Annotated in this window: 25 protein-coding genes; 14 read left to right on the forward strand and 11 right to left on the reverse strand. The window is 69.1% G+C overall.

The window, feature by feature from the left end; genetic code table 11:
- Window positions 1-58: 58 nt before the first annotated feature.
- From KY572_RS20405 to KY572_RS20425, 5 genes are all read left to right on the forward strand, one after another.
- Window positions 59-784 carry an ABC transporter ATP-binding protein gene (locus tag KY572_RS20405; protein WP_224244569.1) on the forward strand — a complete coding sequence of 242 codons (726 nt, stop codon included), beginning with the start codon at window positions 59-61 and terminating at the stop codon, window positions 782-784.
- 98 nt (window positions 785-882) lie between these two features.
- On the forward strand, window positions 883-1,770 hold the full coding sequence (locus KY572_RS20410) for a transporter (protein WP_224244570.1): 888 nt from the start codon (window positions 883-885) through the stop codon (window positions 1,768-1,770).
- Window positions 1,767-2,492, forward strand: a complete 726-nt coding sequence (locus tag KY572_RS20415; RefSeq protein ID WP_224244571.1) for a hypothetical protein — start codon at window positions 1,767-1,769, stop codon at window positions 2,490-2,492. The genes KY572_RS20410 and KY572_RS20415 overlap by 4 nt, the downstream gene beginning before the upstream one ends.
- A 92-nt stretch (window positions 2,493-2,584) precedes the next feature.
- Entirely contained in the window at window positions 2,585-3,454 is an 870-nt protein-coding gene (locus KY572_RS20420) for an MbnP family copper-binding protein (protein WP_224244572.1), read from the forward strand.
- Between the two features lie 5 nt (window positions 3,455-3,459).
- A complete protein-coding gene (locus tag KY572_RS20425; protein WP_224244573.1) occupies window positions 3,460-4,593 on the forward strand; it encodes a methanobactin export MATE transporter MbnM in 1,134 nt (377 codons plus the stop codon).
- 19 nt (window positions 4,594-4,612) lie between these two features.
- Here KY572_RS20425 and KY572_RS20430 read toward each other — a convergent pair whose 3' ends face one another.
- Complete coding sequence (locus KY572_RS20430; RefSeq protein ID WP_224244574.1) at window positions 4,613-4,876, reverse strand: c-type cytochrome; 264 nt, start codon at window positions 4,874-4,876, stop codon at window positions 4,613-4,615.
- A gap of 281 nt (window positions 4,877-5,157) precedes the next feature.
- Between KY572_RS20430 and KY572_RS20435 the strand changes: the two genes are divergently transcribed.
- The 9 genes from KY572_RS20435 (at window position 5,158) to KY572_RS20475 (ending at window position 14,496) form a co-directional block, all read left to right on the forward strand.
- Window positions 5,158-5,856 (forward strand): YcnI family copper-binding membrane protein, encoded by a 699-nt coding sequence (locus tag KY572_RS20435; RefSeq protein ID WP_224244575.1) that lies wholly within the window; start codon window positions 5,158-5,160, stop codon window positions 5,854-5,856.
- A complete protein-coding gene (locus tag KY572_RS20440; protein WP_224244576.1) occupies window positions 5,856-6,068 on the forward strand; it encodes a hypothetical protein in 213 nt (70 codons plus the stop codon). Before KY572_RS20435 ends, KY572_RS20440 begins: the two co-directional genes overlap by 1 nt.
- Window positions 6,069-6,147: 79 nt before the next feature.
- On the forward strand, window positions 6,148-6,597 hold the full coding sequence (locus KY572_RS20445) for a c-type cytochrome (RefSeq protein WP_224244577.1): 450 nt from the start codon (window positions 6,148-6,150) through the stop codon (window positions 6,595-6,597).
- A 438-nt stretch (window positions 6,598-7,035) separates the two neighbouring features.
- Window positions 7,036-9,000 carry a TonB-dependent receptor plug domain-containing protein gene (locus KY572_RS20450; RefSeq protein WP_224244578.1) on the forward strand — a complete coding sequence of 655 codons (1,965 nt, stop codon included), beginning with the start codon at window positions 7,036-7,038 and terminating at the stop codon, window positions 8,998-9,000.
- A 28-nt stretch (window positions 9,001-9,028) separates the two neighbouring features.
- Complete coding sequence (locus KY572_RS20455; RefSeq protein WP_224244579.1) at window positions 9,029-10,603, forward strand: HmuY family protein; 1,575 nt, start codon at window positions 9,029-9,031, stop codon at window positions 10,601-10,603.
- Between the two features lie 26 nt (window positions 10,604-10,629).
- Complete coding sequence (locus KY572_RS20460; RefSeq protein WP_224244580.1) at window positions 10,630-11,718, forward strand: hemin-degrading factor; 1,089 nt, start codon at window positions 10,630-10,632, stop codon at window positions 11,716-11,718.
- Window positions 11,715-12,581 carry a heme/hemin ABC transporter substrate-binding protein gene (locus KY572_RS20465; RefSeq protein WP_224244581.1) on the forward strand — a complete coding sequence of 289 codons (867 nt, stop codon included), beginning with the start codon at window positions 11,715-11,717 and terminating at the stop codon, window positions 12,579-12,581. The genes KY572_RS20460 and KY572_RS20465 overlap by 4 nt, the downstream gene beginning before the upstream one ends.
- 47 nt (window positions 12,582-12,628) lie before the next feature.
- The gene (locus tag KY572_RS20470) at window positions 12,629-13,669 is read left to right on the forward strand and encodes a FecCD family ABC transporter permease (protein WP_224244703.1); all 1,041 of its coding nucleotides are present in this window, start codon (window positions 12,629-12,631) and stop codon (window positions 13,667-13,669) included.
- The gene (locus KY572_RS20475) at window positions 13,666-14,496 is read left to right on the forward strand and encodes a heme ABC transporter ATP-binding protein (RefSeq protein WP_224244582.1); all 831 of its coding nucleotides are present in this window, start codon (window positions 13,666-13,668) and stop codon (window positions 14,494-14,496) included. The genes KY572_RS20470 and KY572_RS20475 overlap by 4 nt, the downstream gene beginning before the upstream one ends.
- 36 nt (window positions 14,497-14,532) lie before the next feature.
- On the opposite strand, the gene ptsP is transcribed toward KY572_RS20475, so the two are convergent.
- The 10 genes from ptsP to KY572_RS20525 form a co-directional block, all read right to left on the reverse strand.
- Window positions 14,533-16,299, reverse strand: coding sequence for a phosphoenolpyruvate--protein phosphotransferase (gene ptsP, locus KY572_RS20480; protein ID WP_224244583.1), 1,767 nt, complete (start codon window positions 16,297-16,299; stop codon window positions 14,533-14,535).
- A 39-nt stretch (window positions 16,300-16,338) separates the two neighbouring features.
- Entirely contained in the window at window positions 16,339-16,617 is a 279-nt protein-coding gene (locus KY572_RS20485; protein ID WP_224244584.1) for an HPr family phosphocarrier protein, read from the reverse strand.
- Window positions 16,618-16,645: 28 nt separating this feature from the next.
- On the reverse strand, window positions 16,646-17,416 hold the full coding sequence (locus tag KY572_RS20490) for a PTS system mannose/fructose/sorbose family transporter subunit IID (protein ID WP_224244585.1): 771 nt from the start codon (window positions 17,414-17,416) through the stop codon (window positions 16,646-16,648).
- Window positions 17,413-18,129, reverse strand: coding sequence for a PTS sugar transporter subunit IIC (locus KY572_RS20495; RefSeq protein ID WP_224244586.1), 717 nt, complete (start codon window positions 18,127-18,129; stop codon window positions 17,413-17,415). Before KY572_RS20495 ends, KY572_RS20490 begins: the two co-directional genes overlap by 4 nt.
- A 4-nt stretch (window positions 18,130-18,133) precedes the next feature.
- Entirely contained in the window at window positions 18,134-18,619 is a 486-nt protein-coding gene (locus KY572_RS20500; protein WP_224244587.1) for a PTS sugar transporter subunit IIB, read from the reverse strand.
- 33 nt (window positions 18,620-18,652) lie between these two features.
- The gene (locus KY572_RS20505; RefSeq protein ID WP_224244588.1) at window positions 18,653-19,075 is read right to left on the reverse strand and encodes a PTS sugar transporter subunit IIA; all 423 of its coding nucleotides are present in this window, start codon (window positions 19,073-19,075) and stop codon (window positions 18,653-18,655) included.
- A 328-nt stretch (window positions 19,076-19,403) separates the two neighbouring features.
- Window positions 19,404-20,198 carry a tetratricopeptide repeat protein gene (locus KY572_RS20510; RefSeq protein ID WP_224244589.1) on the reverse strand — a complete coding sequence of 265 codons (795 nt, stop codon included), beginning with the start codon at window positions 20,196-20,198 and terminating at the stop codon, window positions 19,404-19,406.
- A gap of 182 nt (window positions 20,199-20,380) precedes the next feature.
- On the reverse strand, window positions 20,381-22,594 hold the full coding sequence (locus KY572_RS20515; RefSeq protein WP_224244590.1) for a hypothetical protein: 2,214 nt from the start codon (window positions 22,592-22,594) through the stop codon (window positions 20,381-20,383).
- 48 nt (window positions 22,595-22,642) lie between these two features.
- Window positions 22,643-23,572 carry a diacylglycerol kinase catalytic domain-containing protein gene (locus KY572_RS20520; RefSeq protein WP_224244591.1) on the reverse strand — a complete coding sequence of 310 codons (930 nt, stop codon included), beginning with the start codon at window positions 23,570-23,572 and terminating at the stop codon, window positions 22,643-22,645.
- A 7-nt stretch (window positions 23,573-23,579) separates the two neighbouring features.
- Entirely contained in the window at window positions 23,580-24,578 is a 999-nt protein-coding gene (locus KY572_RS20525) for an SPFH domain-containing protein (RefSeq protein WP_224244592.1), read from the reverse strand.
- Window positions 24,579-24,589 lie beyond the last annotated feature (11 nt).

Genomic DNA, 24,589 nt, shown 5'->3' on the forward strand with positions numbered 1-24,589 from the left:
GGGGCCGGCACGGGGAAGGTGTGCCCGTGGAGTCTCTGCTGCATGGGGGTAGATCGACATGATTGAAGCCAGGGGGTTGTCGAAGAACTGCCAGGGGAGCACCTCGGTCCGGAACGTGACGTTCACCGTCGCGCCGGGAGAGGTGGTGGGGATCCTCGGACCACAGGGAGCGGGAAAGACGACGCTGCTGCGCATGCTCGCGGGCATCGTCGTGCCCTCGTCCGGAGAGAGCGTGGTGGCGGGGCTGAGCACCGGGGTGGATCCGTTCCGCATCAAGAACCGGGTCGGCTATGTCACTGGAGACGCCTCGCTGCCGCCGCAGCCCACGCCGCGCGAGCTGCTCAAGCAGCGGGGGCAGCTGCACCACATCCAGGCCCAGGAGCTGGCATCCCGCGTGGAGGCGCTCATCACGGCGTTCGAGCTGGAGCGGCTGGCGGATCAGCCCGTCGCGACGATGACGGCCGAGCAGCGACAGCGCTTCCACCTGGCGCGCGCGCTGCTGCACGATCCGCCGGCGCTCATCCTGGACGAGCCCACGCACTCGCTGGACATGCTGAGCGGACACTTCGTGCTGATGGCCATCCGCGCCGCCCGTGACGCGGGCAAGGCCGTGCTGCTGGCCACCCGCTCGCTGAGCGACGCCGAGTACCTGTGCGACCGGGTCCTGCTGATGAACCAGGGCCAGGTGGTGGACCAGGGCACGCTCTCCGAGGTGTGCGCCCACGTCGGCGCGCGCACCTTCGCGGAGGCCGTGCTCCGACAGCTCCAGCTGCGCTCGGCCTGAGCCCCCCGCGAGCGCGGCCGTGCGCCCCCCACCCGGCCGCGCCGCGACAACTCACCGCAGGGCCCCGGCGAGGCGGCGTCTGTAGATTGAGCCTCGCCATGTGGAAGTCCTGTGCGTTGCTCCTCGCGGGGGCGCTATTCCTTACTCCCCGGATTGCCCGGGCCTGCGCCACGTGCGCGTGTGGAGACCCGACGCTCACCTCCATGGGCACGGAGCAGCCCTTCGCCGGGCGCCTGCGCCTGGCCACCACGCTGCGCGCCTGGGGGCAGACCGAGGGCGAGCAGGCGGTGGACGCCGTCTCCCTGCGCGAGCTGCGCATGGACGTGTCCGCGGCCTACGCGCCGCGCTCCTGGCTGTTCATCTCCGCCACGCTGCCGCTCCAGGCGCGAAGGGTGAAGGACGTCAGCCTGACGCGCGAGCAGTCCTGGGGCCCTGGAGACATGGAGCTCAGCGCCAAGGTGTACGTCTTCCGCGACCGGGACTTCTCGCCGGACCACCTGCTGGGGGTGCTCGTCGGCTCCCGGCTGCCCACCTCCCCCACCCTGCGTGACGCGGAGGGCAGGACGCTGTCACTCGATGCCCAGCTGGGCACCGGCTCGTGGGATCCGTTCGCTGGACTCTCCTACACGGCGTTCCGTGGGGAGTGGTCCTTCCTCGCCAACACGACGGGCTATTTCCCGACCCGGGGACGTGAGGGCTTCCGCGCCGGCGCGTCCCTGCGCACGACGGTAGCCGCTCAGTACCAGCCGAGCACCCGATGGGCCCTGCACCTGGCGGTGGACACCCGCCTCGAGGCCGTCAGGAACGTCCGGGGCGTGCACGATCCGATAGGCAGCGGCTTCATCGGCTTCCTGTCTCCGGACGTGCTCTTCAGCCCGACCACAGACGCCGTCGTCCAGCTCGGCGTGCGCGTGCCCGTCCTCAACCTCCTGCGGCAGACCCGGCAGACGCCCATCTTCCAGGCCGCCGTGGCGTACGACCTATGAAGCCACCGTCCCTGCTCGCCACCTTCCTCTTGCCGCTGCTGGCCGGATGCGGCTCGCGGGAGGAGGGCATCCGCCTTCACCTCCAGCTGGCGCTCCATGGGGCGGGCGCGGTCCAGATGGAGCAGAGCGCCCGGAGCTTCACCAACGATCGCGGCGAGCGCGTCATCCTCACCCGCGCCCACGTGAGCCTGAGCAGCGTGGAGATCTTCCCCTGCGCGGACTCCGGCGCGTGGCGGTGGCTGCGCGAGCTCTCGCCCATCGGCACGGCGCACGCGCACTCCGAGTCCAGCCCGCGGCGGCTGGGCACTCCGCACGTGAGCAGCCTGGAGCGCCCGGATGGAGAGGTGCTGGAGCTGGGCACCCTGCGTCCTCCTCCGGGCCGCTACTGCCGGCTCCACCTGGTGTTCGGGCCCGCGGATGCGGACGCCGAGGGCCTGCCCACCGATGGCGTCATGGTCGGCCGGACGTTCCTGCTGGAGGGGGAAATCCCCTCCGCCGACGGAGGAGCTCCGCGCCCGTTCCGGGTGGAGAGTTCCCGCATCGCCAACCAGGAGCTGGTGCTCGACGGGCTCTCCCTCTCGGCCGAGGAGCTGGAGGCCGAGCAGCGAATCACCCTGGCCTACGACCACTGGCTGGATGGCACCTCTCCGCTGGACCCGGACGCAGCGACACAGGTGCTTCGCAACGTCGCCAGCGCGGCCGCGGTGACCTCCGTACGCTGAGCGCCCCTGCGGCAACGTGCCGCGTGGGCCTGACGGGCTCCTGCTGGTAATCGCATATCCTCTTCCAGCATCGACACACGGAGCCCGTCCCCATGAAGCGCTCTCTCGGAAGCATCCTGCCACTCGCCCTCACCGCGCTCGTCGCCACCGCCTGTGGAGACGAGGAGCCAGCCCCCACGCCTGAACCGCCCCTGGACGTCGCCATCACCTTCAAGCCCATGGTGGGCAGCCAGCCGTTCGCCTGCGGCCAGACGTATACGAACCTGGGGACGACGGGCACCACCTACGAGCCCAAGGACTTCCGCCTCTACGTCCACAACGTGCGGCTGCTCTCCCACGGTGTCACCGAGGTGCCGGTGGAGCTCGCCGATGATGGCGCCTGGCAGCAGGAGGGGCTGGCGCTGCTCGACTTCGAGAACAAGACGGGCCTGTGCAGCAACGGGACGACGGCGATGAACAACCGCGTCGTCGGCACCGTCCCCGCGGGCCACTACTCGGGCCTGCGCTTCACCGTGGGCCTCCCCTTCGAAAAGAACCACCAGGACGCGTCCACCGCGCGCGCGCCCCTCAACATCAGCACCCTCTTCTGGGGCTGGGCCGGCGGCTACATCTTCATCCGCATGGACGGGCGCACCACGGGGCTGCCCGCCGGGCACAGCCTCCACCTGGGCAGCACCGAGTGCCAGCTGTCGGGCCCCAACCAGGTGACGTCCTGCGGGCGCCCCAACCGCTTCGAGGTGGAGATCGCCGGCTTCGATCCCACCGCGTCGAAGGCCGTGGTGCTGGATGTGGCCGCGCTGCTCGCGGGCACGAACCTGGATACGAACCAGGCCGAGACGGCCCCGGGCTGCATGTCCGAGAGCACCGACAACGACTGCGCGCCCATCTTCCAGCGGCTGGGGCTGGGCTTCGGCGGCGCCCAGGCCAACCCGAGCGCCCAGGTCTTCTTCCGCAAGGAGTAGGCACGATGCGTGGCTCCCTGACCGCATGCGTGGGCTGGCTCCTGGGGTTGACCGTGGCGTGCGGTGGCGACCCGAAGCCCGAGCCCGAGCCCTATGTCTGGCAATTGCCCCAGGGCTTCCCCGAGCCCGCCGTCCCCGACGACAACCCCATGAGCGCCGCCAAGGTGGAATTGGGGCGCTTCCTCTTCTACGACAAGCGGCTGTCGGGCAACGGCACCCAGTCCTGCGCGAGCTGCCACGTCCAGAAGAAGGCCTTCACGGACGGGCGGAAGACGGCGCTCGGCTCCACGCGGGAGTCCCACCGTCGCAACTCCATGCCCCTGGCCAACGTGGCCTATGCCGCCAGCCTCACCTGGTCCAACCCCGTGCTGCCGGACCTGGAGGCGCAGGCCCTGGTGCCGCTGTTCGGCGAGCACCCCGTGGAGCTGGGGCTCGCGGGCCAGGAGGAGCTGCTCTTCCAGCGGCTCTCCGAGGATGCCCGCTACCCGCAGCTCTTCGCCGACGCCTTTCCCGAGGAGACGCAGCCCATCTCCATGGCCTCGATCGTGCGGGCCATCTCGGCCTTCGAGCGCACCCTCATCTCGGGCGGCTCTCCTTATGATCGGTACACGTACCGGAACGAGCTCGACGCGCTCTCCCTCTCCGCCAAGCGGGGCATGACGCTCTTCTTCTCGGAGCGCCTGGAGTGCTTCCACTGCCACCAGGGCTTTGCCTTCAGCGACTCGGTGAAGACGAAGACCACGGTGTTCCCCGAGATCACCTTCCACAACACCAACCTCTACAACGTGGACGGCAAGGGGAGTTACCCCGCCACGGACCAGGGCCTGTTCGAATTCACCAACAAGCCCGAGGACACGGGGCGCTACCGCTCCCCCACCCTGCGCAACATCGCCGTGACGGCGCCGTACATGCACGACGGCTCCATCGCCACGCTCTCCGAGGTGCTGGACCACTACGCGGCGGGAGGCCGGGCCCAGGCCCAGGGCTCCGGCGCCAGCCCCTACCAGAGCGAGCTCCTCCGAGGCTTCACCCTCACGCCTCAGGAGAAGGAGGACGTGCTCGCCTTCCTGGAGTCCCTCACCGACACGGAGTTCCTCACCGACCCGCGCTTCTCGGATCCGTTCGCCGAGACGCCCTGAGCCTCGCGGCCCGGGCGGGCTACCGCGGCAGCCCGCACCGGAGCCAGGTGAGGATGGCCACGCGCTCCTCGACCGTCATGGTCACCCCGGAGTCGCTGGGCGGCATGATGCACTCGCGCACGTAGTCTCGGATCGAGTCCTGCCAGTCCGAGACATGCCCGTAGTCGTCCAGGGGCCAGGGGCCTCCGCTGCCGTTGTGACAGACGACACACCGCTGCTGGAAGATGGGCGCCACGTCCGCATAGCGAGGCGCTGGCTCGGGACAGCTCGTGGGAGCCGTCACGGCGCACACCGGAGGCGGCTGCTGAGGGCCTGTCCCGCCATCGGGTGGCGGCGTTCCCGCATCCGGCTCGTTCGCCGGAGGGGCAGGCGTCGAGCCTCCGCAGGCCAATACCGCGAGACTGCCCGCGATGGTTGCCCACCGTGCAATCACTCTCAGAATCCTGTCGTGCATGTGAACCCAGCCTAGCGCACGGCCCAGACGCTCGCGTGCGACGATTTGTCTCATTGCCGCGGTCAGAATCCCTCTCAAGATGCGCACCCCATTCCACGAGAGGTGTCACCATGCACAAGACGATCGCCGCACTGCTTGCGGGAGCAGGCTTCCTCCTCGCACCGTCCCTGGCCCTGGCGCATATTTCGGCTTCCTCGGCCTCCTCGGGCCCGGGCATCGCCAATGCCACACAGGAGATCGTGTTCGGCGTGGGGCATGGGTGCGAGGGCGCGGACACGTACAGCGTGAGGGTGGAGATCCCCGCTGGCGTGACGTCGGTGCGCCCCATGACGAGTGACTTCGGCAAGGCGACCGTGGAGAAGAACAGCGCGGGCACCATCACCGCCATCCTCTGGCAGAAGGCCGACGAGGAGCTGCAGCCGAGCGACACGCACTACTACAAGCTCTCGGTCCGGCTGAAGCTTCCCAACCAGCCCTTCACGACCCTGTACTTCCCGACCCGGCAGACCTGCAAGTCGAGCGATGGGACCATCACCACCACGGACTGGGTCGGCACGCCGACGGTGACGGCGCCGGAGCCCGCGCCAGCGCTCGTCGTGGTGCCGGCCAGAGCGCCGGGTTGGAACAAGTTCACCGTGCCCGCCGACATCTCCGATCTCAAGGCCTACTTCTCGGACGCGCAGATCGTGTGGAAGGGGACCTCCGCCTATACGGCCAACCCGGCCACCGAGGAGCTCGTCAAGGCGACCTCGGGCGTCACGGTGCTCAGCTCGCTGAAGGCCAACGACGAGATCTGGGTGAGGTACTGATGCGACGCGCGCTCATGCAGTCCCGGTGGCTGTTGCTCCTGGTGCCGCTGGTGGCGGCTTCCTGCTCGGACGACGCTCCTCCCACGCCCGCCCCAGGGCCAGGCGACGGTGACGTCTTGAAGCCCTGCCTCGAGCAGCCCTCCGCGCTCGCCTCCCCGCCCTCCGAGGGACAGCTCCCCTGCGAGCTGCTCCCTCCCGGCTTCTCGCGCTGACACCTGGCGAGTCGGCCTCTCGACCCTGCGACACTTCGTCGCACCCTCGCCGGATGAAGGGATGGGGGATGGTTGCTCCATGCTCTTCCGTACCCTGCCGCGCCTCGCCTCGTTCGCCCTCGTCGCCGTGTTGTGCCTCGGACACTCGGATGATGGAGGGTGTGGCGGCGGGGACTCGACGGACGAGCACGAGCACGAGCACGAGCACGAGCATGGCGGCACCCCCACCGGTGCCACGTGTCCGACTTCGAACCCGCCTACCGCCCAGAACTTCGGGACTGCGTTCATGCAGACGTACTGCATGAGCTGCCACAGCGCGTCCGTCGCCGGTGCGGCTCGCCAGGGTGCTCCCGCGAACATCAACTTCGACACCCTGGAAGAGGTGCGCACCAACTCCGCGCACATCGACGCGCACACCGCCTCCGGCCCCAACGCCACCAACAGCGACATGCCGCCCTCCAGCCGGGCCCAGCCCACCCAGCAGGAGCGCGTGAGGCTGGGCCAGTGGCTGGCCTGCGGCGCTCCCTGAGCCACTGACGCCCTACCCTCCAGCTGATCCTGGCACGCTCGCCCACCCCGACGCGCGCACCTTGACTTTGATAATGAATATCAATACCATATTGACCCACTCCAAAATGGGGAGCCTCCATGCGGGACGTGAGCAGTCCTGAATCCGCGGAATGTGACGTGCGCTGCATGTGCGGCAGCCTGCTCGCGCGACTGGTCCCGGGAGGCGTGGAGCTGAAGTGCCGGCGGTGTCACCGGATTCAACTGGTGCCGCTGGAGGCCCCTTCGGCTCAGGTGCAAGGGGCGAAGGTGGAGCACCCGCCACGGCGGGAGGTTTGAGCGGAGCTTGTCCGGGGCTGCTCCCCGGCTGACACAATCCTGAGGCCAGAGGCCCGAGAGCCCAGCGCCCAACAGGTCCTCCCACGAGAGGGCTTCCCGGCCATCTGCCGGAGGACGCGGGATGTCCTGGCGCTGGTGTCTTCTGTTCGTGGCCTGGTCCACGCCTGGAGTGGCGTGGAGCCAGGAGGCTTCGCCTGGCGATGGTCGCGTCGAGGCTCCCGTGCAAACGGGCGAGGCGGCTCCTCCGCAGACGGGCGAGGTCCCCCTTCAGACGGTGGTGACGAGTTCCCGCACTCCCGAGCGACTGGAGGACGTGCCAGTCGCCACCGAGGTCATCACCCGCGCCGACATCCAGGCGAGCGGGGCCCAGGACGTGGCGGAGCTGCTCGCCGCTCATCCGGGCCTGCAAGTCCAGTCGACGTTCTCGGGCGCCAGCATCCAGTTCCAGGGGCTCGGGCCCGAGTACGCGCTGGTCCTGGTGGACGGCGAGCGCGTCACCGGGCGAGTGAACGGAGCGGTCGATCTGTCCCGGCTCTCGCTCGAGGACATCGCGCAGGTGGAGATCGTCAAGGGCGCCTCCTCCGTCCTCTACGGGAGCGACGCCGTGGCTGGCGTGGTGAACCTCATCACCCGGCGCGCGCGCAAGCCGCTCGGGGCCAACCTGCGCCTCTCGTATGGAAGCCTGCGGCAGGTGGATGTGGACGGCACCGGCGAGGCCCAGGGCGAGAGCTGGGGCCTGCGGGTGAGCGGCGGGCTCCAGCGGCGCGATGCGTATGATTTAACGCCCGCGGACATCGGCACCACGGGCAGCAGCCTGGCGGGCTTCCAGGTGTCCGCGCGCGGAGACCTACGCGGGAGCGAGACCCGCGAGCTGACCAGCACGATGTCCTATGCGCGGCGCGTGCAGCGCGGCGTGGACCTGGGCGCCACCGGCGCCACCTTCGATCGCGCCAGCCGGGACGACACGCTCACGGTGAGGCTGGCCCCCACGTGGAAGCTCGGCGAGTCGGTGACGCTGCGCACGGAGGGGTACTACACGGGGTTCCAGCGGCGCTATGTGCTCGACCAGCGTCAGGCGTCCGAGCTCGACTCGGTGGAGGACACCCGGGACCAGCTCGCCCGGGTGGGAGGACAGCTCGATGCCCGCCTGGGTGAGCGCCACGCGTTCATGGCAGGCGTGGAGCTGCTCGGCGAGCACCTCAAGTCCGACCGGCTGGAGGGAAGCTCCGGCGAGCGAGGCCGCGTGTCCATCTACACGCAGGACAGCTGGACGGCGCTCTCAAACCCCCGCCTGGTGGTCGTCCCGGGAGCGCGGCTGGACCTGGACTCGCAGTTCGGCCCGGCCGTCACGCCGCGGCTCGCGCTACGGATGGATCCCCTGTCCACCCTCACGCTGCGGGCCAGCTACGGCTGGGGGCTGAGGGCGCCCAGCTTCCAGGAGCTGCTGCTCGACTTCGAGAACCCGAGCGTCGGCTACACGGTGCGCGGCAACTCGGACCTGAAGCCGGAGCGCTCGCGCAGCCTGAACCTGTCCATGGAGTTCCGACCGTTCTCCCGGTCGATCCTGTGGCTGAACGGCTTCCAGCACTCGCTGCGGGACATGATCTCCGTCTCCCTCCAGCAGGACACGGAGGGCCAGCACTTCGTCTACACGAACCTCGAGCGGGCCAGCGTCCGCGGCGGTGAGATTGGCCTGCGCCAGAAGCTCCCCGCCGGCGTCATGGTGGACGCGAGCTACTCGCTCACTGACGGCAAGGATCGCACCACGGGCCAGCCCCTGGAGGGCCAGGCTCGCCACCGCTTCACGGGCCAGGTGTCGTGGCGGTTCCGCCCGTGGGGGCTCGAGGCGTGGGCTCGAGGCGCCCTGGTGGGCTCGCGTCCCTTCTACCCGGACGTGGATGGCGATGGCGTCGCGGATCGCTACGACTCCGACCCCTACGTCACGGTGGATGCCCGGCTCACCAAGGATCTGCCCGCCGGGCTCCGCCTCTTCGTGGCGGGCGCGAACCTGGCGGCGGCGGGCAACCCGGATGACCTGCCCATCCCTCCGCGCACGTTCCAGGTCGGCCTCTCCGCCCAGCTCTGAAGTCTTCCTCCGCTCACAGGAGCCTCACATGCGTGTCCTGTCGTCCTCCTTCCTCTTCCGCGCCTCATCCTCCCTGCTCCTCGCGGGGTGGATGGCGGCATGCGGCCCGGATCTCCAGCCCGCCCCCGGAGAGAACCCCGACGTCGAGAACCCGGATGAGGAGGTGCCCACCGATCCCAACGTGGCCCACGTGGACAACGGCGACGGCAGCTTCACCACCACCGTCAACGCCACCAGCCAGACGGAGTGGATCGGCCTGGACCTGGACCAGCGCCGCCAGGCGAGCGCGGCGGAGGACAAACAGTGGGACCTCGCGTTCCAGCGCTTCCACATCCGCCTGCGTGGGGGCGTTCACGGCGCGGGAGCGGTCGAGGCCGCCCTGCTCCCAGGCGCGAGCTTCGCCCAGGTGACCCAGGCGCCCTCGGCGGGCTACTCCACCGACGCGGCGGATGGCGCTGACGAGAACAGCGACCCGGACACCGCCTTCGAGGTGGGGGATGGCTGGTACAGCTACAACCCCACCACCCACAAGCTCGCTCCGAGGGAGCAGCTCTACGTCGTGCGGACGGACGCGGGCGCCTTCTTCAAGGTGCAGCTGCTCTCCTACTACGACACGGCCGGGACGCCGGCCATGATCCAGCTCCGCTGGGCGCCCGTGCAGCCTCCCACCACGGGCGAGCTGCAGGTGAATGCCACGGACTCCAATGCCTGGGTCTACCTCCGGGTGGATCAGGGCGTGGTGCAGGTGGCCAACCCCGAGAGCTCCCTGGACTGGGACGTCGCGGTGCGGCGCACGCAGTTCCGTACCAACGGCGGCAGCAGCGGCCCCGGCGTCGGTGGGGCGCGCATCGCGGAGCAGTCCGACTTCGCCGCCGTCCAGAAGGCCTCCACCGTTGGCTACGTGGACGACGTGAACCAGCCGCTGCCGGGTCCTCCCAACAGTGGCACGGCCTCCGTCAACGCCGTCCTGAATGACTGGTACGACTACGACATCAACACGCACGTGGTGACGCCGAAGGCCCGCGTCTTCCTGGTGCGGACCGCTCGCGGTGAGTACGCCCGGATGCGCATCACCTCGTACTCCTCGGGCCAGTACACGCTGCGGCTGACCTCCGTGCCTCGCGATACCGGCGTGGTGCGGCTCACCGTGGACGCGTCGCAGTCGTCGCAGACCGTGGGAGTCCGACTGGGGCGCGGCGCGGTGGCCACGCTCTCCACGGCGACGCCGTCTTCGGACTGGGACATCTCCTTCCGCCGCACGTGGATCCAGACCAACAGCGGGACGAGCGGCTCCGGCCACGCGGGCGCGCTGCTGTCCACGGCCACCTCTCTCGCGGAGCTCACCACGGCTCCCGAGGGCACCTACGTCGAGGATCGGATGCTGACGGTGCCGGGACCCACGCCCAGCGAGGCGTCCGGCAACCCCGTCCTGAATGACTGGTACGACTACGACATGGCCACCCACGTCGTCACGCCAAAGGCCTCCGTCTTCGTGGTGAAGACCGTGGAGGGTGCCTACGCCAAGGTGCGCATCGTCTCCTACGAGGGTGGCCGCTTCACGCTCGAGTACGCCTACTCCGGGCCTGGCCGCACCGCCTTCTGATCACCACTCTCCATCACGGAGGTCCCATGTCCCAGCTCCATTCCGTCGACAGTTCCTCGGAGTCCCTGTCCCTCCGCGAGCGCTGGCGAGCCCTGCGCCAGGCCCAGCCCCGCGCGCGCGCCCGTGACGCCGCCGAGCAATTTGGCGTCAGTGAGGCCGAGCTGCTCGCCTCGGGCGTGGGGGACGATGTCGTCCGGCTCGACAACCGCGTCGGAGAGATCCTCTCCCGGCTGGAGTCGCTGGGCCCCGTGATGGCGCTCACCCGCAACGAGTCCGCCGTCCACGAGAAGCGCGGCGTCTACCAGCAGCTCGAACTCCACAGCTCCCGGGCGCTGTTCCTGGGCGAGGACATTGATCTGCGCCTGTTCCTCTCGCACTGGCGCTTCGCCTTCGCGTCCCAGGAGGGCGGCGCCAGCAATGGCAAGCGGAGCCTCCAGTTCTTCGACGACACCGGCACCGCCATCCACAAGGTGTTCCTGGAGGAGGACAGCCACGTCGCCGCCTTCGAGCGGCTGGTGGCGGAGTTCGCCAGTGGCGAGCAGTCGCCACTGCTGCCCGTGGTCCGGCGCGAGCCGCCGGCACCGCCTCGCCCGGACATCACCGTGGATGTGCAGGGACTGCGAGGGGCCTGGCTCGCGCTCCGAGACACCCACGAGTTCTTCGGGATGCTCCAGCGCTTCGAGGTGGCTCGGGTGCAGGCGCTGCGACTCGTGGGCGCGGATCTCGCCCTGCCGGTGGAGCCCGGCGCCCTGACCTGGGTGCTGGAGCAGGCGGCCGCCTCGCAGGTGCCCATCATGGTCTTCGTGGGCAACCGAGGCGCCATCCAGATCCACACCGGTCCGGTCCAGAAGGTGCGCCCGACAGGCCCGTGGATGAACGTGCTGGACCACGGGTTCAACCTGCACGTCCGCGCCGACCACATCGCCACAGCCTGGATCGTCCGCAAGCCCACCATCGATGGAGTCGTCACGTCCGTGGAGCTGTTCGACTCGGCGGGGGAGACCATCGCGCTGCTGTTCGGCAAGCGGAAGCCGGGCCAGCCGGAGGCTCCTGCCTGGCGAGCGCTGACCGAGCAACTGACGCGCGCGCTCCCCCTTCCCGAGGAGTCTCCATGAGGCACCTGCCCGCTGCGCGCGTGCTGTCCGCGCTGATGCTCGTGGCGGCGACCACGGCGATGGCCGCCGACCCGGCGCCTCGGAAGATCGTCACTGTCGGACCCGCCATCACCGACACCGTGCTCGCGCTGGGCGTGGGCGAGCATGTGGTGGGCGTGGATGACTCCAGCGTGTCACTGCCTTTGGCCTCGCGGCTCCAGAAGGTGGGCTATCAGCGGGCCCTGTCCACCGAGGGGCTGCTGGCGCTCGGGGTTCAGCTCCTGCTGGTCACGGCCGAGGCCGGCCCGCCCGGGGTGCTCGAGCAGCTTCGCGGCGTGGGAGTCCAGGTCGCCGTCCTGCCCAATGAGCCGACGGTAGAGGCCACGCGGCAGCGCATCCGCGAGCTGTCCCGTCTGGTGGGGAGGGAGGAGCGGGGCAAAGCCCTCCTCGCGACGCTGGATCAGGAGCTCGCTCGGGCCGCGACACGCGTCGGGGCTCTGAAGGGAAAGATCCGCCCCCGCATCCTGTCGGTCCATGCGCGGGGAGCCGGCGCCCTCATGGTCGCGGGGCAGAACACCACGGCGGACACGCTCATCCGGCTCGCCGGGGGAGAGAATGTCATCACCGGCTACGAGGGCTACCGCCCGCTCACCGCCGAGGCGGTGGTGCAGGCCCGTCCCGACTTCATCCTCGTGCCGAAGAGCCTCCTGGCGTCGAGCGGCGGACCCGAGGGACTGGCGCGCCTGCCGGGCCTGTCCGTGGTGAAGGGCTGGCGCGTGGCTCCGCTGGAGGATGTGCACCTCATGGGCTTTGGCGCTCGGCTGGGAGAAGCGGTGCTGCAGCTCGTGGAGCAGTTCCACCCGCCGGAGCGCGGTACGCCGTGAGCTCCTCGTCCGCGGCGGCCTCGCTGCCACCCCTGCCGCCCGAGCGTCTGCGTCCCGGCGCCTCGTGGCTCTGGGCGGGTCTGGTGGGAGCGCTGGTGATCGTGGCGCTCGCGTCCCTGGCCGTGGGAGCGGTGGCCATCTCCCCCAAGGCGCTGGGAAGCGCGCTGCTGGAGGCGCTCGGGAGCGAGTCGGGGCGCCGCCTCGAGCCTGTGCAGGAGGCCGTGCTCCTCTCCATCCGGCTTCCCCGCCTGGTGCTCGCCATCCTGGTGGGAGGCATCCTCGCGGCCAGCGGGGCGGCTCTCCAGGCGCTATTCCGCAATCCCATCGTGGAGCCCGGGCTGCTGGGCACCTCCAGCGGCGCGGCGCTGGGCGCGGTGTGCACCATTGTCTTCGATGTGGCGCTGGCCACCCATCTCGGAGCGCTCCGGCAGGTGGCGGTCCCTGCGGCAGCCTTCGTGGGTGCCCTGGGCGCCACGCTGCTGGCCCACCGGCTGGGGATGGCCTCGGGCCGGACGGAGGCCACGCGGGTCTTGCTCGCGGGAATCGGCATCAACGCGGGGGCGGCGGCTGGCATCAGCCTGCTCACCCACATCGCCACGGACGCGCAGCTTCGCACCATCACGTTCTGGACGCTGGGCAGCCTGGGCGGAGCCTCGTGGCAGACGGTTCGCGTCGCCGTCGTGCCCCTCGCGCTGGCGCTCTTGCTGCTGCTGCGTGAGGGCTCGGCGCTCAACCTCCTGCTGCTGGGGGAGCGAGAGGCCATGCACCTCGGCGTGAACGTGGAGCGGCTCAAGCGGCGACTCATCCTGGCCGCGGCGCTGGGCGTGGGCTCCGCCGTGGCCTGCGTGGGCATCATCAGCTTCGTGGGCCTGCTCGTGCCCTCGCTCCTGCGCCTCATCCTGGGACCGGACAACCGATGGCTGCTCGGGGCCTCGGCGCTGCTCGGCGCCGCGCTCCTGCTGGGCGCGGACCTGCTGGCACGCACGGCGGCCTCGCCCGCGGAGCTCCCGGTCGGCGCGCTCACCTCCGCCCTGGGGACCCCCGTCTTCATCGCGCTCCTGGCGCGTGGCAGAGGGGCGGCGGGATGAGCCTGATCGCCCGGGAGATCGATGTCTGGCGAGGGCGCCGCCGCATCCTCGGTCAGGTGTCCCTCGAGGTTCATCCCGGCGAGTTCCTCGCCGTCGTCGGGCCGAATGGCGCCGGCAAGTCCACGCTCCTGGGAGCGCTGGCCGGAGAGCACCCCTGCCGCATGGGCGAGGTGCTGATGGAGGGGATTCCCCTCTCGCGATGGAAGCCTCGGGATCGCGCGCGCCAGCTCGGCGTCCTCCCGCAGGAGTCCTCCCTCGTTTTCGGCTTCACCGCGCTGGAGGTCGTTCTTCTCGGCAGGACGCCGCACGGGCGCGGACGGGAGAACAAGGAAGACGTCCGGATCGCGCTGTCCGCCCTCGCGGCGACGGGCACCCGGCACCTGGCCGCTCGCCCCTACCCCACCCTCTCGGGCGGTGAGCGTCAGCGGATCCACCTCGCCCGTGTGCTGGCACAGCTCTGGGAGCCTCCCGCGCGCGGCTATCGCTACCTCCTGCTCGATGAGCCGACCTCGAGCCTGGACCTGGCGCATCAGAACCTGGTGCTGGCGCAGGCGGTGCGCTTCGCCCGGCAGGGCGGCGCGGTGCTCGCCATCCTCCATGACCTGAACCTCGCCGCGCGCCATGCCCACCGCGTGGCGGTGCTCGACAGCGGCCGGGTGGTGGCGCTCGGGCTTCCCGCGCAGGTGCTCCAACCCGAGCTCATCGCCTCCACCTTCGGCATCGCTGTCGAGGTGATCGAGCGTCCGGGCTCCTCCGCACCGCTGATCGTCCCCTCGAACGACGCTTCCGAGTTGGAGCCAGCGCCCCCAGCGCCCATCGGGGAGTGAGCTGCTGGCACCGGCCGGGGCCCTACCACGTAGGGCCTATGGCTCCGCGGAGATGAAGCGCCGCTCCATCTCCGTGCGGATGTAGCGCTCGATCTCCTCCGCCGTGGTCAGCTCCATGGCGGAGTTCAGCAGCGCGATGGCCTCCGCGCGGTTGGCGCTGCGCAGGATGTTCTTCACCACCGGGATCTGCCCCGACGTCATCGACAGCTCGTCGAACCCCAGCGCCAGCAACACCAGCGAGTAGATGGGGTCTCCCGCCATCTCTCCGCACATGGACACGGGGATGCCGGCGGACTTCGCCGCGGCCACGATGTTCTGGATCGAGCGCAGCACCGACAGGTGCAGTGGCTTGTAGAGGTAGGCCACGTCCCGGTTCTGGCGGTCGATCGCCAGCGTGTACTGGATGAGATCGTTCGTGCCCACGGAGAAGAAGTCCGCCTCCTGGGCCAGTCGGTCCGCGATCAGCGCGGCGCTCGGCGTCTCCACCATGATGCCCACCGGGAAGCGCTTGCCCAGCGGCACTCCCGCCCGGCTCAGCTCCGTGCGGCAATGCTCCAGCTCCGCCCGCGCCTCTCGCAGCTCGCTCATGCCGCAGATGAGCGGGAACATCAGCCGCAGGTTGCCGTGCGCGCTGGCCCGCAGCAGCGCTCGCAGCTGCGCCCGGAACAGCTCCCGGTTCGCCAGGCAGTAGCGGATGGCCCGCAGGCCCATCGCCGGGTTGGGCTCCTTCTCGTGCTTCGTCTTGCTCGGGACCTTGTCCCCGCCCAGGTCCAACGTGCGAATGGTGACGGGCCTGCCGCCCATCGCCGCCAGCACCTGCTTGTACGCCCGGTAGTGCTCCTCCTCCGAGGGCACGCTCTTGCGGTCCAGGAACATGAACTCGGTGCGGTACAGGCCAATGCCCTCCGCACCGTGCGCCAGCAGCGAGGGGATCTCCTCCAGGAACTCCATGTTCCCGTTGAGCCGGATGCGGTAGCCGTCCGCGCTCGTCGCCGGCAGATCCTTCGTGCGCAGGGCGAGCTGCTCGCTGGCCTGCTGCACGCGCTGCGCCTCGCGGAACAGCGCCAGCTGGTCCGGCGTGGGGTTCACCAGGATGACGCCGCTCGAGCCATCCAGCGCCACCAGGTCTCCCGGGGAGATCTGCTCGCTGGCCTTGCCCGCGCCCACCACCGCCGGCGTCTCCCGGGCGCGGGCGACGATGGCCGTGTGGCTCGTCTGGCCGCCCAGGTCGGTGATGAAGCCCGCCACCCGCCCGCTGCGCGCCATCATCGCCGCGTCCGCGGGCGACAAGTCGTGCGCCACGACGATGGCCTCGGCGGGGATCTCCACCTCCTCGTCCACCACCTGGCCCATGAGGTTGCGCACCACGCGGTCGGCCACGTAGTCCACGTCCGAGCGGCGCTCGCGGAAGTACTCGTCCGGGATGTTGTCGAACAGGTGCTTGAGCTTGCGCGCCACCCGCCGCACCGCCCACTCGGCGTTGATGCGGTCCTCGACGATGAGCTTGTCCACCTCGTCCACGAGCATCGGATCGTGGAGCATCAGCCGGTGCGCCTCGAGGATGAGCGCGTGGTCATGCCCCTCGGTGCGGGTGATCTGATCCTTGAGCTCGGCGAGCTGGCGGTCCGACAGCTCCAGCGCGGTGCGCATGCGCATGCGCTCGGGCTCCACCTCCGCCTCGGCCAGCCGCAGCTTGGGCGTGCGCACCCGCTTGCGGTCCAGGATGAAGGCGTGCCCCACCCCGACGCCCGGGGAGGCGCCGATGCCCTTCAAGTTCAAGGTGGGTGTGCCTGGCGTGCTCACGGTCTCTCGTTCACCTGTCCTGGGTCCACTTCCGCGGGCCTACTGCCCCTCTCCGAAACGGTCATTGATGAGCTTGACGATCTCCGCCAGGCAGGCCTCCGCGTCCTCGCCCTTGCAGGTGAGCTTCACCTTCGAGCCCTGCCCCGCCGCCAGCATGAGCACGCCCATGATGGACTTGGCGTTGGCCTTCTGCCCCTCGTGCTCGATGGACGTGTCGCACTTGAAGCGGTTGGCCACCTTGACGAGCTGCGCGGCCGCCCGGGCGTGCAGGCCCAGGGCGTTGATGATCTCGTACGTGCCTTCAGCGACGTTAGCCATGTGCGGCTCCACTCCCCCTCTTCATCATCTAGAGAAAGGCTCCCGCCGCGCACGCCAGCCCCGCGGCAAGGTACAGCACGACGTAGTTGGGCACCCGCTGTTGAACGAGCACATAGGACACCACTCCCAGGACCAGACAGCCAGCCACCAGCCAGGGCGCATGGTCCCCACCCGCAGTCCTCCCCAGGTCCACCGCGAGCCAGGCGGCCAGGCCCCCGGCGCTCGCCGCCGCCACCGAGCGCAGCCGCGCCCCCCGAGAGGGCAGGTTGGCGCGCGCCACCGCCTCCACCAGCCTGTCCCCCAGCGCCAGCCCCATCATGTAGAAGCGGGCCCGCAGGGAGAGGTGGACCAGGTTGTAGAGGAACAGGAAGAGCAGGGCCGCCCAGGCATGCAGCACGGGCACCAGCGCGGCGCACACCGCGCCCACCGCCGGCTTGAGCGACAGCCAGAAGAACCCATCGCCCAGCGCCGCCAGCGGCCCCATCAGCGCGGCCTTGAAGGCCACCACCTTGTCCGGCGTCTCCTCGCCCCGAGCGATGCGCTGCTCGTGGTTGAGCACCCCGCCGACGATGGCCGCCGCCACGTACGGGTGGCTGTTGAAGAAGACCAGGTGCCGCTGCACCGCGGCCTCCTGCGCCTTCTTGTCCGGGTAGAGCTGCTCCAGCGCCGGGAACAGGCTGTAGACCAGCCCCAGGTTCTGCATCCCCTTGGGGTTCCACGAGGCCTGCAGCGCCAGCGAGCGCAGGAAGACGCGCAGCAGCACCGCTCGGCTCAGGGTAGGAGCGGGGGCGGTGCTCACCGACGCTCCTGGAGGCTGAAGAGGATGACGGCCAGGGTGACCACCGTGGCCCCCAGCCCCGCGTACAGGGGCGCGCGCCGCGCATGGCTGCCCTGCGCCGCCAGCGCCGCCGCCACCGAGGCCATGGCCGGGAAGGCCCACGCCAGCCCGCGCAGCAGATCCAACGGCAGCCGCTCCAAAAGCGGCCCGAGGAAGTAGCCCAGCAGCGCGCACGCGGCCGTCACCAGGCCGTAGAGGCAGAAGTGCGGCCACATGCCCCACAGGTTCTGCCGCACCGCGCGCGAGAGGTTGCCCGCCTCGGCCGAGGCCAGCGCCACGCGGGCCAGCCGCGCCATGTACCCCTCGAGGAGCCGATCCAGGTACCGCCCGCCCCGGCCCAGCGCGATGAAGAGCAGCACGGCGATGGACCAGAGCGCCTGCGTGGAGCCCGAGCCCGTGGCCGCCGCCATGGTGGCCGCCGCCGCCGCCGTGCCCGTGGCCGACACGGTGTCATTCTCCGGCAGCGAGGCGCCCAGGTTCGCGGTGCCCAGGTAGAACAGCTCCAGCAGCATGCCCACGTAGAGGCCGGAGTGGACATCTCCCAGCAGCGCGCCCATCACCGTGGCGGACACCAGCGGCCGCGAGAGCATGGCCTGGAGGAACGCCTTGCGCTCCACCGCCACCACGCCGCCCCAGAGCCCCGCGAGCAGCACCTGGGTCCAGCCCACGCTCACGGGTTCACCCGCCCTTTGTCCAACGCTCGGTCAGCTCTCCCAGCTCCACCGACTTCTCGGAGGGCACGGCGCGCGCCTCCACCCGGACGCCCTTGTCCGCCAGCCCCTGCAGCGCCTGCACCTCCGCCTCCGCCAGGAAGACGGACGGAGACACCTGCCGACGCCCGGTGCCGAAGTGCACGTTGCCCAGGTTCAGGTGGTCCATCAGCAGGCCGTGCGCGAAGGCGAAGGGCACCGCCGCCACATCCCGGAGCAGCACCAGCGTGCGCACCCCGTCCTTGGACACGGCGGCGAAGTCCACCTGCGCCAGGGGGAGGATCTGCACTTCAATGGCGGACTGCACCGCCAACGCCATGGCGGCGCGGATGAGCGGACTGGAGGCGGCTTCGTCATCGGCGACGACGACGCGCTGCACCTTGAGGTGCGGCAGCCAGGCCTCGACGACCTGTCCGTGGATGAGGCGGTTGTCGACCCGGACCAGGGTGATCACGGCTGTCTCGAATCGCCTACAGGCGCTCAGGCGTCAAGTTCGCGGCGACTGCTGAGCCTCGCGAAGAAGGGCGGACGCGCAGGTGATGTTGCGCTGGCCATAGGCGGCCAGCAGGGAGGCCATCTCCGGGAGCGGCAGGTGCTCGCCGCGCAGCGAGTTGGCCTTGAGGATCATCGGAAGGTTGACGCCGGCAAGAACTTCAAGGTTGCCCCGCTGACACATCATCAGGGACTCCTTGCAGGGTGTACCTCCGAACAGGTCGGCCATGACGATGACACCTTCCCCGTCATCCACCTTGGCCACCGCCTGCTTCATCTTCGCCCGCAAGTCCTCGACGGACGTGCCTGGCTCGATGTTGCACGTGGCCACAGCGGGCAGCTTGCCCACAATCTGCTCGGCGGTGGCAACCAGCTCTTCTGCCAGACGCCCGTGAGATGCGACAACGAGGCCGACCATATTCACTCCTCACCACCCCCCGGGCTTGCGGTCTACGCCTGAATGCTACGACGTGCAACCCCGGTGAAAGGTTCCGCGTCCCGCTACCTGCTCCAGCCTACCCTTCTGTCTCGAAAGGTAAGACCGACCCCGGCTGCGCGCCCATGATTCCTTGGCCGGTGAGAAAGGGCGCCGTCGCCCACCGGTCGGGGGAGCATGTCCAGAGCTTCCCACATTTGATGGATGCCCGGGCATGACTAAAGGTGCGGGCCCAGGCCGATTTTCCGGGGGTTGCATGTCGTCTGGCCGTCGGGCAGGCAGCCGGGCTGGGGCGAGGAGGTGCTTCGGCTCACAAGCAGAGGTCTCGGAGTGGTTCCTCGGGAGGTGCGCGACTCTCCATGAGGTCGATGCAGCGATCCTGGTAGTAGGGTGGCGCCGGCAGATCACAGTAGGCATGGGGGTCCGAGGTAGGTTCGGACTGCTGGGCTCCCGCTGCATTGGAGCGGCGATAGAAGCGAATGGCCTCGTCGATGTTGCCGGCCTCCTCGAACAGCTCTCCGCGAAGGCCCCAGCACATGGACTCCACAGAGGCCGGGTATTGATCGAGAAAGGCATCAAGCGCCGCAGCGGACTGGTCGCGCTGCCCGAGCGCCCGGTAGTAGCTGACCTGCACCCGAGCTTTCCGACAAGCTTCTTGTTCGGAGAGCGGCGTAGGCTCTTCCTGAAGAAGGGCACCCTCCGTCCGACGAACCGTCCCATGCCACGTCGCGTCGGTTGCACCGCTACGAGTATCCAGCCACGCAGTCAAGACGTACTCACCCACTGGGATAGGCTCCACGTCCTCCACGGCCATGAGAAGTGTCAAGCGCCCAGCAGGGTTCTTCTCGTCGAGCACGAGGGAGCCTGATGAGGGACTGCCCGCGATTTTGAGCGGCCAGTCCTGGCGCACATCCGCCTGGCCACGAATGCGTCGGAGCACCTCCAGTTTGATGAACTGGTGCCACTCGCCCGACTTCGCGGCAATGGTAATCGGTGGGACAGGCTCGGCCCCGGATACATCCGGGTGGTAGACGCTGACCTCGATGACGAGAGGCCAACGACGGTAGATCGCCTCGGAGAGATCGCCGTTGAGCTTGATCCCCACCGCGGGCCCAGGAGCAGGCTCAGCGAGGGTCCCCCTGGGGGGGACCGATTCAGGCGCGCGCGGACGTGCCTCTGCGGAACGAGCCAATGGGGTTGCGAGTTCCTTCTCGGGGGAAGGTCCGGCGGCCTCCGCCATCGAAGCACAGCCTAGAAGGAGAGGCAGCCCGAAACGAAAGAGCGAGATCATGGGGCGTTCCGTGGGGGATGACCGTGGGCGTCATTGACGCAAACGTGGTGAACACAATCTCCCCGCTTGGGAGCCGCATCCCCGTGCCGTGAGGTACGGACCGTCCCGTCCGGGTACAGCCCATCACTGTTGAAGGTCTTGCCCTTGCCGTCGGAGCAGAGCGTCGTACCGAGTGGCTCTGGCTGCAGCAGGAAGTACCGAACCGAGCGCTCACCAGAGCGAATGACGGCCCGGGCTGAGGCGTACCGCATGAAGCAGGTCTCATCGCCGCTGAACAGCCCACCATGCGCGGTCGAGACAATGACAGCGGGAAGTGAGTCGGGCAGTGTGAGCCCGAAGCCTGTCCCCTCCTGTTTGAAGGTGACCACGTCACCTGCTGGCCCGTTATCCATTCCGGGTACCTCAAGGAAGCGACCATCGGGCTGCTTCCGCCAGGCCACGTCCCTCCGTGCTCCCTCCCCATGATGGGGAATGTCAACGGAGTGCCCAAGTTCATGGGCCACGGTGTTGGCAAGTTCGCGAGGAGGGATTTCGCGCGCGAGTTCAATGACGCCAGCGTGTTTCGGGGTGCTAGGCCCTCCTTGGGTTTGGGATCTCCTTCTTTCCTGGCTGGACCTTGTGAGCATGACGAGGTGCTGGTCGACACGATGTCTCCCACCATCATGGAGGGCGTTGAAGTTGGCGACTCGCGTTGTTGGATCGAAGTCCCCACTGCTGAAGTTGAAGCCCGCGTGGACTTGAAGTCTCGTAGCCCTCTTGAAGAGATTGATGCCCGCCACTGCATCGCCCTCCAGTTCATTATAGAGGAAGTAGTCCACCGTCTCAGGATTGGTGGAGAACCAGCTTCCATCCGCAATAAAGCCCCGGTACTCCTCATAGAGGGTAAGACCATCGCCCGCGTGGCCGTCTCCTCCGCCGCCAGGCAGGCGTTCGCCGTCGTACGAGTCCGCCAGTGCCATGGCGCCGTTTTCTCTCTTCCACACATCCGCCACGAACGAGTCTGGCGCTCGCTTTGGGATGCGAAGCGGTAGCAAGTGGAAGGAGTCCCCCTCATCGCGCACCTTCGCTACAAGCAGTGTTCCATCAGCCATCTCGGCGATGGCGGTCACCTCGCCGTAGGCGCCGAAGTCGAACGACGACAGGTCCGCAGCAGCCTGCGTGTACTCGCCCGCTGGCGTCTCGACACGATCCTTGCTGACGAAGGTCAGCCCCAACGTCTCGTTGGGCTCCCGCTCGAACTGGATATCCTGGGGGCTTGCCTCCCCGTCTGACAGTGGCGAATTCATGGCCACCCCAGGGACCTTTGAAGAGCGTAGAACAAAGGAGATTCTCGCCGCCTTTTTTGGCAGGAACGGCCCAATCGGGATGACCAGCGCTCGAAGACGCAGCGTTGCCCCCGCGCGCATGGGCTGCGGCCCGGGAGCTACCTCCTTCGGGGCTCGAAGGAGCGAAGATCCGAGAGTTGTCACCCCCACGGGTGGCAGTTCATCAGCAGGCAGAGTGCCCACGAATGCCAGGGGACGCCACGCGTCATAGCCTTCCGCTTCAAGCAGGAGTTCCGCCTCTGAGTTCCTGGGCGCAAGATTCCACTGAACGACCCAGTCCGTGGAGTGCCCTGTCTCGTCATCCGTCGAGAAGGTCACGGTCTCACTCAACTTCAACCCCTCCGTGGGAAGAGACACAAACAGCTTCTCCGCTGGTGGCGTCAGGCGCACGGAGGTGCCGGCCGGGATCTCCTGCCCATCGAGGGTGATGCTCCCCTCACAAGGAGCAAAAACGTCGCTGAACGACAGCCTGTACTGGCCGGTAGCAGAAAACTCCAGGGTGGCCGCGAGACTTCCACTCCCAGAGCAACGCTCCCTCTCGACTTGGCTGCCACTCTCCGTAGTGAGGGTCGATTGAAACCGGGCCTCGTGAAAGACTGGTGCAGGGCCAAGAGCGGATCGGAGAGGAGCGCGGTGCTCTAGCTCCACGATGCCCCAACTCCACATCGTGCGATCCCACGCCTCTGTCAGTCCCTCGAGGGACCGCTCACCTTTGCTGCTACTCCTGACCGAATACGTCCCTACCCACTGAGAGACACCAAGAAAGCGGCTGTTCATGTCCGGTGGCGGCCGAGCGCCCGCAGGCTCCGTCGGCTTACATGCCGAGGCCACGAGCACGATCCACACCACCACCCAGTTCCCGCTCCTTGTAAAGAGTGTGAGCATGACTTCGAGGAAGACTAGCAGTCTCCCGAGACATCTGTGACCTCCCGCTCACCCGAGTGACGACACCACGAGTCGGGCCCGTTGCGCCGCCGGCCTGACGTGGGCGGTAGCCCCGGCGTTGAAGGCCAGGAAGTCCTCCTCCACCCCATCGCTGAAGATGACGCCCCCCGAGGGCATGCGGGACTCCAGCACCAGCTCCCGCTCGGCGGTGACGAAGCCGCTGATCAGGTCTGCCGAGGAGTGGCGGCTGACGAAGGGCTCACGCACCACGAAGGCCAGCCGGGGGTCCTCCCAGCCCATCCGCCAGGTGCTCCCCGGCACCCCGCCCGTGGAGGAGGTGAGCCCTCGGGCCAGGGTGAAGACCGAGGAGAGCCAGCCGCTGGAGCCGGCCCCCGTGGAGACGATGACGCCGCTGGAGGACTGGGGCTCGGCTGTCTCTCCGTGTCGCAGCGTGTAGCGCGCGGACACGTGCGTGCGCGCCCCGAGGAACAGCTCGTTGAAGGCCAGCAGCCGCTGCCCATCCGCCAGGCGCGCCTCGGCCAGCGTCACCTCGCGCATGCTCGCCTTGCCCTCCAGCGTCCGCCGCACCGCCGCCCGGGCCCCGTCCACCCGGAAGGGCAGCAGCACCCCGTCGAAGCGGGTCGGATCCGGGTTCACCCCCACCAGCGGCTGCCGGTCCACGTACTTGGCCACGTTGGCCACCAGCCCGTCCTGCCCCACCGCCACCACCAGCTCCTTGCCGCTGAAGAGGAAGGTGGGCACCAGCGAGCGGTCCACCTGCTGCACCGGCAGCCCGAACGCCAGGGCGCCGTGGAGCCCGTCCAGCGCCCGGCGATAGGTGTCGTCCTCGCGGGCGTAGTCCTCGAAGTCCTGCCCGGCGTGCTCCAGGTAGAAGCGCGCCTGGGCCCGGGTGTTCAGCCGCTCGATGAGCTCCGCCAGCCGCGTCTTGCGCGTGACGAGGACGATCTTCTCGTACATGGCGCCCTCACTTGTTGCCCCGGCCGCGCGGCGGCTCGGCGGACGGCTCGCGCTGCGAGGGGCCCAGCAGCCCGCTGAGCAGCTCCGGCGACATGTTCAGCTCGCCGATCTTCTGCGCGTTCTCCGCCATCTCCCGGAAGGCCAGGGCGATGTTCAGCTTGGGGTCGCTCCCTCCGCCGTTGGCCGCCAGCAGCGTCTTCCAGTCCACGCCCTTGACGGGGTTGAGCACCTTCTCCAGCGCGTAGGCCCGCGCATCCGCCGCCTGGCGCTCGTTCTGCGTCCAGCGCTCCATGAGCGCCGCGCGCTGCTCCTCCACGGCGATGTCCGCCGCCATCTGCGCCTCGCGGATCTGCCGGCGCTTCTCCTCCACCGCCAGCTCCGTGGACAGCTCGCTCTCCTTGATGCGGCGCTCCTGCTCCACGGCGGCGTTGCGGCGGGCGTAGATGGCCTCGTCCGCGCGGCGCTGCAGCCCCTCGCGCGCCTCGGCCTCCAGCGCCCGAGCCATCTCCGGCGTGGGCCGTACCGACAGGAGCGAGAAGCCCATCACCTCCACGCCCAGCAGGCGGATGGCCTCCGAGTCCGACAGCGCCCCGAGCACCTGCCCCTCCACCACGTCCGCGCGCCCCAGCACCTCGCGCAGCGCCATGCCCTGCACCACCGTGCGGGCGCGCACCTGCGCCACCTGCACCAGGCGCTCCTCCAGCTTCTCTGGATCGCTGGAGAGGTACCGCCCCGAAGCGTCGATCGAGTAGTCCAGCAGCGAGGCCAGCCGCTTGGGGTCCGCCACCCGGTAGGTGAGCTGCCCCTGCAGCGTCACCGCCTGGAAGTCCTGCGTCACCTCATTGAAGACGAAGGGCACGTCCGCGCTGGCCAGCGGCACCCCGACCAGCGTCGTCGTTGGAGCCCAGTACAGGAAGGAGAGCCCGGGGCCCTCCCGCCTCACCTTCCCGTCCTGGAACTGGATGACGTACGTCGTCGGCGCAGCCTTGATGTAGCGGATGGGCATGGCCCGCTCCT

The organism is Hyalangium gracile, from assembly GCF_020103725.1.
Classification (GTDB): domain Bacteria; phylum Myxococcota; class Myxococcia; order Myxococcales; family Myxococcaceae; genus Hyalangium; species Hyalangium gracile.

What these genes read in the sequence shown, in the direction of transcription:
- KY572_RS20405 (WP_224244569.1), top strand. Translation starts at nt 59, where the DNA reads ATGATTGAAGCCAGGGGGTTGTCGAAGAACTGCCAGGGGAGCACCTCG.
- KY572_RS20410 (WP_224244570.1), top strand. Translation starts at nt 883, where the DNA reads ATGTGGAAGTCCTGTGCGTTGCTCCTCGCGGGGGCGCTATTCCTTACT.
- KY572_RS20415 (WP_224244571.1), top strand. Translation starts at nt 1,767, where the DNA reads ATGAAGCCACCGTCCCTGCTCGCCACCTTCCTCTTGCCGCTGCTGGCC.
- KY572_RS20420 (WP_224244572.1), top strand. Translation starts at nt 2,585, where the DNA reads ATGAAGCGCTCTCTCGGAAGCATCCTGCCACTCGCCCTCACCGCGCTC.
- KY572_RS20425 (WP_224244573.1), top strand. Translation starts at nt 3,460, where the DNA reads ATGCGTGGCTCCCTGACCGCATGCGTGGGCTGGCTCCTGGGGTTGACC.
- KY572_RS20435 (WP_224244575.1), top strand. Translation starts at nt 5,158, where the DNA reads ATGCACAAGACGATCGCCGCACTGCTTGCGGGAGCAGGCTTCCTCCTC.
- KY572_RS20440 (WP_224244576.1), top strand. Translation starts at nt 5,856, where the DNA reads ATGCGACGCGCGCTCATGCAGTCCCGGTGGCTGTTGCTCCTGGTGCCG.
- KY572_RS20445 (WP_224244577.1), top strand. Translation starts at nt 6,148, where the DNA reads ATGCTCTTCCGTACCCTGCCGCGCCTCGCCTCGTTCGCCCTCGTCGCC.
- KY572_RS20450 (WP_224244578.1), top strand. Translation starts at nt 7,036, where the DNA reads ATGTCCTGGCGCTGGTGTCTTCTGTTCGTGGCCTGGTCCACGCCTGGA.
- KY572_RS20455 (WP_224244579.1), top strand. Translation starts at nt 9,029, where the DNA reads ATGCGTGTCCTGTCGTCCTCCTTCCTCTTCCGCGCCTCATCCTCCCTG.
- KY572_RS20460 (WP_224244580.1), top strand. Translation starts at nt 10,630, where the DNA reads ATGTCCCAGCTCCATTCCGTCGACAGTTCCTCGGAGTCCCTGTCCCTC.
- KY572_RS20465 (WP_224244581.1), top strand. Translation starts at nt 11,715, where the DNA reads ATGAGGCACCTGCCCGCTGCGCGCGTGCTGTCCGCGCTGATGCTCGTG.
- KY572_RS20475 (WP_224244582.1), top strand. Translation starts at nt 13,666, where the DNA reads ATGAGCCTGATCGCCCGGGAGATCGATGTCTGGCGAGGGCGCCGCCGC.
- KY572_RS20485 (WP_224244584.1), bottom strand. Translation starts at nt 16,617, where the DNA reads ATGGCTAACGTCGCTGAAGGCACGTACGAGATCATCAACGCCCTGGGC.
- KY572_RS20505 (WP_224244588.1), bottom strand. Translation starts at nt 19,075, where the DNA reads ATGGTCGGCCTCGTTGTCGCATCTCACGGGCGTCTGGCAGAAGAGCTG.
- KY572_RS20515 (WP_224244590.1), bottom strand. Translation starts at nt 22,594, where the DNA reads ATGCTCACACTCTTTACAAGGAGCGGGAACTGGGTGGTGGTGTGGATC.
- KY572_RS20520 (WP_224244591.1), bottom strand. Translation starts at nt 23,572, where the DNA reads ATGTACGAGAAGATCGTCCTCGTCACGCGCAAGACGCGGCTGGCGGAG.
- KY572_RS20525 (WP_224244592.1), bottom strand. Translation starts at nt 24,578, where the DNA reads ATGCCCATCCGCTACATCAAGGCTGCGCCGACGACGTACGTCATCCAG.